This is a genomic window from Okeania sp., from assembly GCF_983059655.1.
Window position 1 is genome coordinate 1 of the sequence record NZ_CEZPJD010000363.1, and the last position, 7788, is coordinate 7788.

The window sequence follows — 7788 nt, forward strand, 5'->3', positions numbered from 1 at the left end:
AGGGAACAGGGAACAGGGAACAGGGAACAGGGAACAGGGAACAGGGAGCAGGGAATAAAAAGACAAAAAGATAACTAACTGTACCTCACGACTTTGGGAAACGCTATAAATCATATATATATAATCATATACATAAATATTGCCTAAAACGGATTTCTTGCCTAAAACGGATTTCTTCTCAATTTTAAGTCATTTTTTAAGAAAAAATCATTAGAATATCAGTGGGAATACTTAAAATCAAATAATCATTAAGTTCAATTACAAACAAAAATTAAATTAAATACCATGTGAATATATGACCGTAAAAACGTCACAAAGACGACCGAAGAGCTGGCAAAATTTCTTCATAAATTTGGGGAGGTCAATTAGTATCAACGATCGACTCTAACATGGCAAGCTTTGTAATCGCTATCAAAGATTATCAAGTAATTTTAGTAGTATAGTTTTGGTAAGAATTATAGGTGTTGTTGAATTGAAGTATGAATGTGCGATTGTTTGGTTCTAGTCAAGCCCCCGTGCATCCCCCAAAAATGGGGTACTTTGAGAGTTTTATTCCCCCCAAAGTTGGGCAGGGCTGTTTCAAAGTCTTGTAAATTAACGATGCGCGGGAGAACGAGAGATGAGGGGATTTTGGGACAGTGAAATTCACCAAAATTTGCCAATTTTGAGCGCCAATAAGCGTCCCTTTTGCTCTGACGAAAATGGTGAAAAATCAACTTTTAATCATAAGTTCAAAGCCTCTATCCCGGTGTCTCCGTGTCTCCGTGTCCCCGTGTCAATCGAGAATGAAACAGCCCTGCCAAAGTTGGGGGGTTAGGGGGGCAAAATCATACCTAGAATCAGCAACGCCGAATTATATAGCGCTGCGCGCAGGCAACAGGCAATAGGCAACAGGCAACAGGGGGAATAAAAAGCTTATCATATAAGACTTTTAGCTATTGGACACTTCCTGCAATTTGTAAATATGCCAGCGCACATTGCTATAAATATCCGACTTTTCAGGACTAATCAAAAAAATTATTAAGATAAATTCCTATTTATTAGCTATATTAGGTATATGCTAAACCTAGATTAAATTTAGTTTTTGTCCATAACTACTAATGAATTATAGATTTAATGCAAATTAGTCAATTTATTACAAATGCTGGCATTGTTGCCTGGCCACTATTAATGTTTTCTCTTTTAGCGATCGCCCTAGTTATAGAGCGTAGTGCATTTTGGTTTAAAGTTTTGCGACGGCAAAACCTAGTAGTTCAAAAGGTACTTAAAATATATAAAACAGATGCTTATACTGCTCTAAGTATACTTCAGAAGAACGCTGACTTACCTATTGCTCGCATTTTTCTGGAAGCTTTAGAGCTAGAGCAACCAACACCAGATGAAATACGCCTAGCTCTAGAAAGTGCAGCGTCAGCAGAACTTCCTAATCTCCGTCGTTTTAACACTATATTTGATACTATTATTAACGTTGCTCCTCTGCTTGGTTTGTTAGGAACTGTTTTAGGATTAATTACCTCTTTTTCTTCATTAAACATAGGCGATGTTGGCGGTAGTAGTAGCGCGGGAGTAACGGGTGGTATTAGTGAAGCTTTAGCATCTACAGTATTAGGATTAGTAGTAGCTATTTTCACCCTTGTATTTAGCAATATGTTTCGAGGATTTTATAAACGACAAGTAGCTTTAATTCAAGAATATGGCGGTCAGCTTGAACTGCTATATAGAATTCATTATGAAAAAGGAGATTTTAATCTAAATAATTCAGCAAATATATCATTAGAAAAAGCTCAATCTGGCGTGTAATCAAGCAAATTAATTTGGCTGTTTTTACATATAAAATTAAAAATCAATAAAAACTTAGAAATTTAAAAACCGATATTATGCGCTTAATTGATGACGATATAGATGTAACGCCTCAGATAAATATCTTGCCAATGATTGATGTTATATTCTCTATATTGGCCTTTTTTATCATTTCTACCTTGTTTTTAACCCGTTCAGAGGGTTTGCCAGTTAATTTACCAAAAGCTGCTACATCTCAACTTCAACAAACTGAACAAATAACTGTAACGATCGATGAAGCCGGAAAAATATTTCTGAACCGCGAACCTGTAGAAATAGATGTTTTGGAAAAAGCAGTACGTCAACTTGTATTGCCTAATCAAAAATCTATAGTCACAATAAAAGCGGATGAAGAGGTAGATCATGGTGATGTAGTGGCAGTTATGGACCGACTACGACGGATAGATGAAGTCAAATTGGCGATCGCCACTAAAAAACCAAAGTAGCTATTCAAAAATTGATAATTAACAATGGATAATGGATAATGAAAAGAATATCTAATTATTAATGAATAATTGATAATTATTAGATATCTCCAGAAAAGAGGGAACAGGGAACAGGGAACAGGGAACAGGGAACAGGGAAGAATAATTGATAATTTCTGGGTAATAATTGATTTTATTTTTTATTTTTGGAGATGTTTATTTAGTAACTTACCTTAGTTTGAACCAAAAATATAAAATTAATTTATCAGATAAATTATCGCCCTAATCAACTATCTATATTTTCAACATTTTGAGGAGACATTAAGTTAAATTATTAATTAAATAAAAATGAGTCTTTCAACTACTTGTATAGAACAGCAGCAAAAAGATAGACAAACTGTTAGGAAGTTCGTCATTTATGGTTTGTTGTGTTCAACTATCCTCCATGCAGGGGTTCTTGCATTAGCGATTAGTGGAATATTGGATAGACCCCCTGAACAAGAGGAAGATTCAATCGAACTAATTTTTGTAGAAGAACCGGAAGAAGTTCCACCAGAACAGGAAGTTGAAGAAAAAGTAGAGGAACCAAAAGTAGAGGAACCAGAAGTTGAAGAAAAAGTAGAAGAACAAGAGGTTATACCCCCAGAACCATTAGAAACAGCTATTGCCCAACCCCAGGAGATAGTACCTCCTGAAATACCGACAGAAACAGCAATATCAGAAACAGTAGAACCTTCTTCTCCCGAACAACCAACAGAAACAGCACTGGAACCCATCGAGCAACCCCAACAGTTAGAACCATTACCGGAACCAGAACCTGTTGTTGCTGAACCTATTGCTCAACCAAACCCGTCTGTAGCAGCTTTTTCTCCAGACTCCATAGCAGAGGTGCAACCAGACAGTACATCTACTCCCGAAACAGCATCAGACTCCTTTTCATCACCAGTAGAAGCTAATATTCCTCCTGAAGTACCAAAACCAGAAGTTGCAGAAGTAACTCAACCTAGCTTTAGTGAACCTAGTTCAAACCTGAGCAGTTCTCTGAGCGAACAAAGTAGCTTTGAGGATGTTTCTAGTGACATTAGTAATGCAGAAAGTTCTCTATCAAGTCCTATTGAGACAGAAAGGTCTGCACCGACAAGACCTCCCGCAGTAGTAGGAACTCAACCTAGTTTTAGTCAATCTAACTCAAATATTGGTAGTTCCCTCAGCGAACAAAGTAGTTTTGGAGATGTAGCTACAAATTCTGCTAATCCTGGTAGTAGCAATAGTCAGTTTGGATCGCCCCTGAGTTCTGATAATACAGGAGAAGGTTCTCGCCCATCATTACCAGGAGAAGTAGGAACTCAACCTACTGCCAGTGGTCAGTCCAATTCAGGCATTGGAGATGCGTTGAGCAGTCTTGGTAATTTTGAAGATGGTACTGGCAGCAATTCGGGCAACCCTGGTAGTGGCGAACTAGCAGCAGTGGGGTCGCCTTTACAAGGTTCTGGTAGTTCAAGAGAGAGACCGGCAAAACCTAGCTCCGGTTCTGGTTCCGGTTCTGGTTCCGGTGGTGTATCCTGCATTGACTGTCCTGACCCAAGTTATCCTAATTTAGCTAGGGAACAAGGATTAGAGGGGAACCCCAAGTTAAGAATTGATATTGATTTTGACGGTAGTGTAATGAATGTTTACATAGAAAAATCTAGTGGTCATTCTATCCTAGATGAAGCAGCAATAGAAGCAGTTAAAGGATGGAAATTAGACCCAAAAGATGGAGGGAAAATAGGAGTTCTAGTTACTCTTAAATTTCGGTTGAGATAATTATTTCAGTAGTCAATAGTCAGTAGTCAATAGTCAATAATCAATAGTCAATAGATTAAGTTACTAAATTAGTTATGAAAATCAATTTTATTAATATTGAAACGATCAATTTAATCAAAAAACAACTAGGAATTATTTTATTGGCAGCTTCTAGTTGCTATGTCACAAGTTTTGCCATCCTACCCCAGCTTGCAATTGCTGAACAAGTTACTTCTCCCGATGGTACTAGCTGTGATGGAAATGTCCAAAATGGTAAATTAAACGGTCAGGGAGTCTGCAAATATCCTGATGGTGCTAGCTACGAAGGCAACTTTGTTGATGGTAAACCGGACGGTAAAGGAACATATACTTTTGCTGATGGCGGTCGTTATCAGGGAGAATTTAGAGATGGTGAATTTAATGGTACTGGGGTTTGGGAATTTGCCAATGGCGATCGCTATGAGGGAGAAGTATTGAATGGAAAATTAGATGGTAAAGGTACTTTCATTTCTGCTAGTGGTACCCGTTATGAAGGAAATTTTCAAGCAGGTCAACCTAGTGGGAAAGGTGCGTTTATCACTGCTAAAGGAGACCGTTGCGAAGGAGAGGTAACAAATGGAAAGTTGAATAGCACTGGTTACTGTGAATATTCTACGGGAAATAAATATGAAGGACAGTTGCGTAATGGTCAGAGGGATGGAAAAGGAGTTTATACTTTAGCAAATGGCGATCGCTATGAGGGAGAATTTGCTAATGGTAAATACAATGGTACAGGGGTATATACATTTGCAGCTGGTGGTCGCTATGAAGGAGAATTCCAAGATGGTAAATTTCATGGCAAAGGTCTGCGAGAATATCCCAATGGCAACCGTTATGACGGAGCATTTAAGAATGGAGAACCCGACGGCCAAGGACTTCTGAATTTTGCCGATGGCAATAGTTATGAGGGAGAATTTCGGAATGGCAGGATGGATGGTAGAGGAGTCTATAACTTTACTAATGGCGATCGCTGTGAAGGCGAACTAAAAGATGGTAATTTTAATGGTAATGTTGTTTGCAAATATGCAGATGGCGAAAGCTATAATGGAGAATTTAAAAACGGCAAAAAACATGGTGAAGGAGTCTATACTTTTGCTGATGGTACAAAAGTAGAAGGCACTTGGATTGAGGGTCAAATCAAGCAGTAATATCATGTCCGGTTGAATAGTTATAATTACAGCTCGCAGTAGGGCTTTAGCCCTAATATAGATATCTCAAGGGCTTTAGCCCTACTACAAACAAAAACTTTTTTGATCGTTAATTATCCGGACATGATATAATTCATAATTCAATTAACTTGGTTGTTTGAGATTCTCGCATCGCAAGTTTCTTCTTATGTTTTTCTTTCAATAAACTTATAAAAAAAATAAAATCAATTATTATCTATAAATCATCAATTCTTGCCTCCTATTTCCTATTTTTTTGTATAGAGATGCTTGATAGTTTTTTTTTGAAATAGAGTATAGAGTTCAATATACAAATAAAATAGCAAATACATGACTACCACAGAGTCTGAAAAAACATCTAGTAGCCTCCGTACTTTCCTCACAATATGGGTAGGTCAATTAGTATCAGCTATTGGTTCAGAAATGACCAACTTTGCGATCGCAATCTGGGCATGGGAATTAACAGGTAAAGCAACACCTTTATCCTTAATTTTCCTCTTTTCCCAGATACCTACATTAGTTGCATCATCTTTTGTTGGAGTATTAGTAGATCGTTGTAATCGCAAACAACTGATGATTTTAGGCGATATAATAGCAGGATTATCCACAATTGCTATCCTACTACTATTTCTGAGCAATAACTTAGAAATCTGGCATATATACTTGACAGTAGCTATTAAAGGGTTATTTGGTTATTTGCAACGTCTGGCTTTTTCTGCTTCTATGTCCACAATTGTGCCAAAAAAGCATTATTCCAGATGTTCGGCAATGATGTCAATTAAGTTGAGTATCTCTTTGGTTTTAAGTCCTGCCTGTGCGGGAGTTTTTTACCCTTTAATTGGTTTGACAGGAATTCTTTTTGTTGACATTATGAGTTTTATTGTTGCTGTTAGTATTCTGTCGTTCATACATATTCCTCAACCTAAGACTCCTGAAGTAGAAAACTCTGGTGGTAAAAATTGGCATTGGCAGGAGTTAACATTTGGCTTCCGTTATATTTTTCAGAGAAAGGGGTTGTTAGCTCTGATCAGCTTTATGGTAATTTCTAACTTTCTAATGGGAGCTTCTGGACCATCACTTCTAGCTGCCATGTTCTTAGCCCGTAGTAATAATAACACAGTAATACTTGGCAGCATACAAATGGCTTTCGGAGTAGGTGCATCACTAGGTGCTATACTTCTAACTCTTTGGGGAGGTCCAAAGTTAAAGGTTAACGGTCTCTTATTTAGCAGTGGACTCGAAGAATTTACCAAAATAATATTAGCGTTGGGGCGAACATCTTTTATCTGGATACCAACAGCAGTTTCAGCAGGTTTTTTTGTACCGTGGCCTGGTAGCTTCAATCAAGCAATTTGGCTCTCTAAAGTAGAGCCTGCTATCCAGGGAAAAGTGTTTGCTACACGCTACCTAATAGCCCAAATGATTGCTCCAGTAGGTATCGCAGTTAGTGGTGTGTTAGCTGATAACATATTTGAACCAGCGATGAAAACGGATGGTTACTTAGCTGGAATATTTGGTGGTGTATTTGGTACTGGTGCTGGTGCTGGCATAGCGCTTCAGATATCACTAATTAGTTGCTGTAGCATACTAATTAGTATTTTGGCATATAGTTTTCATCCATTACGAAATGTTGAAGTAAATCTACCAGACTATGATCAATCCAGTAGTCAGTGAGATAATTCCATAAATGGCAAAACAAAATCCGTTTGGGGCAAAATTATTCTCTCAAATTTAGTTACTCTTAAACAAACCTTTTCTGTCGAAAAGCAGTGTAAAAAAAGTAGGAAAAATAAAAAATGGATATTATCTTAACAGACGGCCCTGATAGCCGTACTTTATTAACAGGAGAATTGCAATCTGGCTTTAGTATTTTTGCATTGAGAGGAGCTGATACTCTTACTGGCTCAAGTGGTAATGAAGTTATATTAGGTGGCAAAGATAACGACCAAATATTTTTAGAAGGTGGTAACGACGAAGCTAATGGTAATAATGAACAAGATCAGATTTTTGGAGGAGCTGGTAACGACACATTGAGAGGAGGGAAAGATAACGATCTATTAGTTGGTGATTCTGGGAATGACTTATTGTTTGGTGACAGAGGTGGAGATGTAGTGTTTGGAGGAGAAGGCGCTGATACATTTGCACTGTTAGATGATGATAGTAGTACTAATGCACGGGATATAATTCTAGATTTTGATCCTTCAGAGGGTGATAGATTAACACTTTTAGGTAATTTAACACCAGAAAACATAGTTATAAGAGAAATTATATTAGGTGGTGATGATGTCATCTCACTATTACCTTCAGGAACGGACATAGCACAAGTAGGAAGAATACTAGATGAAGAATTCCAGACTAATGTCGGCAATGTAGTACCCAGCTATGAGGTGTTTGCACCAAATGGAGACAGTATAGCTGCAATTGCATTTACAACACCACAAGAGATTCTAAATAATATAGTCTAATTTTCATTAATGGATAATGGATAATGGATAATTGATAATTACCTCTGGTTAAAACCGAGAGGATTGAAT

The 7788-nt window shown here is 37.5% G+C and carries 6 protein-coding genes; all 6 read left to right on the forward strand.

Going from position 1 to position 7788, the window contains the following annotated elements:
- Positions 1–1116: 1116 nt before the first annotated feature.
- The 6 genes from AC3DU7_RS19265 to AC3DU7_RS19290 all read left to right on the forward strand — a co-directional run bounded on the left by AC3DU7_RS19265 (position 1117) and on the right by AC3DU7_RS19290 (position 7719).
- The gene (locus tag AC3DU7_RS19265) at positions 1117–1800 is read left to right on the forward strand and encodes a MotA/TolQ/ExbB proton channel family protein (protein WP_488040926.1); all 684 of its coding nucleotides are present in this window, start codon (positions 1117–1119) and stop codon (positions 1798–1800) included.
- Positions 1801–1877: 77 nt separating this feature from the next.
- Positions 1878–2285: an ExbD/TolR family protein gene (locus tag AC3DU7_RS19270; RefSeq protein WP_488040927.1), complete on the forward strand. Its 408-nt coding sequence runs from the start codon at positions 1878–1880 to the stop codon at positions 2283–2285.
- A gap of 327 nt (positions 2286–2612) precedes the next feature.
- Complete coding sequence (locus AC3DU7_RS19275) at positions 2613–4070, forward strand: energy transducer TonB (RefSeq protein ID WP_488040928.1); 1458 nt, start codon at positions 2613–2615, stop codon at positions 4068–4070.
- Positions 4071–4144: 74 nt separating this feature from the next.
- Positions 4145–5236 (forward strand): hypothetical protein, encoded by a 1092-nt coding sequence (locus tag AC3DU7_RS19280; RefSeq protein WP_488040929.1) that lies wholly within the window; start codon positions 4145–4147, stop codon positions 5234–5236.
- 348 nt (positions 5237–5584) lie between these two features.
- Positions 5585–6928 carry an MFS transporter gene (locus tag AC3DU7_RS19285; RefSeq protein ID WP_488040930.1) on the forward strand — a complete coding sequence of 448 codons (1344 nt, stop codon included), beginning with the start codon at positions 5585–5587 and terminating at the stop codon, positions 6926–6928.
- Positions 6929–7050: 122 nt separating this feature from the next.
- On the forward strand, positions 7051–7719 hold the full coding sequence (locus AC3DU7_RS19290) for a calcium-binding protein (RefSeq protein WP_488040931.1): 669 nt from the start codon (positions 7051–7053) through the stop codon (positions 7717–7719).
- Positions 7720–7788: the final 69 nt, after the last annotated feature.

What these genes read in the sequence shown, in the direction of transcription:
- AC3DU7_RS19265 (WP_488040926.1), top strand. Translation starts at nt 1,117, where the DNA reads ATGCAAATTAGTCAATTTATTACAAATGCTGGCATTGTTGCCTGGCCA.
- AC3DU7_RS19270 (WP_488040927.1), top strand. Translation starts at nt 1,878, where the DNA reads ATGCGCTTAATTGATGACGATATAGATGTAACGCCTCAGATAAATATC.
- AC3DU7_RS19275 (WP_488040928.1), top strand. Translation starts at nt 2,613, where the DNA reads ATGAGTCTTTCAACTACTTGTATAGAACAGCAGCAAAAAGATAGACAA.
- AC3DU7_RS19280 (WP_488040929.1), top strand. Translation starts at nt 4,145, where the DNA reads ATGAAAATCAATTTTATTAATATTGAAACGATCAATTTAATCAAAAAA.
- AC3DU7_RS19285 (WP_488040930.1), top strand. Translation starts at nt 5,585, where the DNA reads ATGACTACCACAGAGTCTGAAAAAACATCTAGTAGCCTCCGTACTTTC.
- AC3DU7_RS19290 (WP_488040931.1), top strand. Translation starts at nt 7,051, where the DNA reads ATGGATATTATCTTAACAGACGGCCCTGATAGCCGTACTTTATTAACA.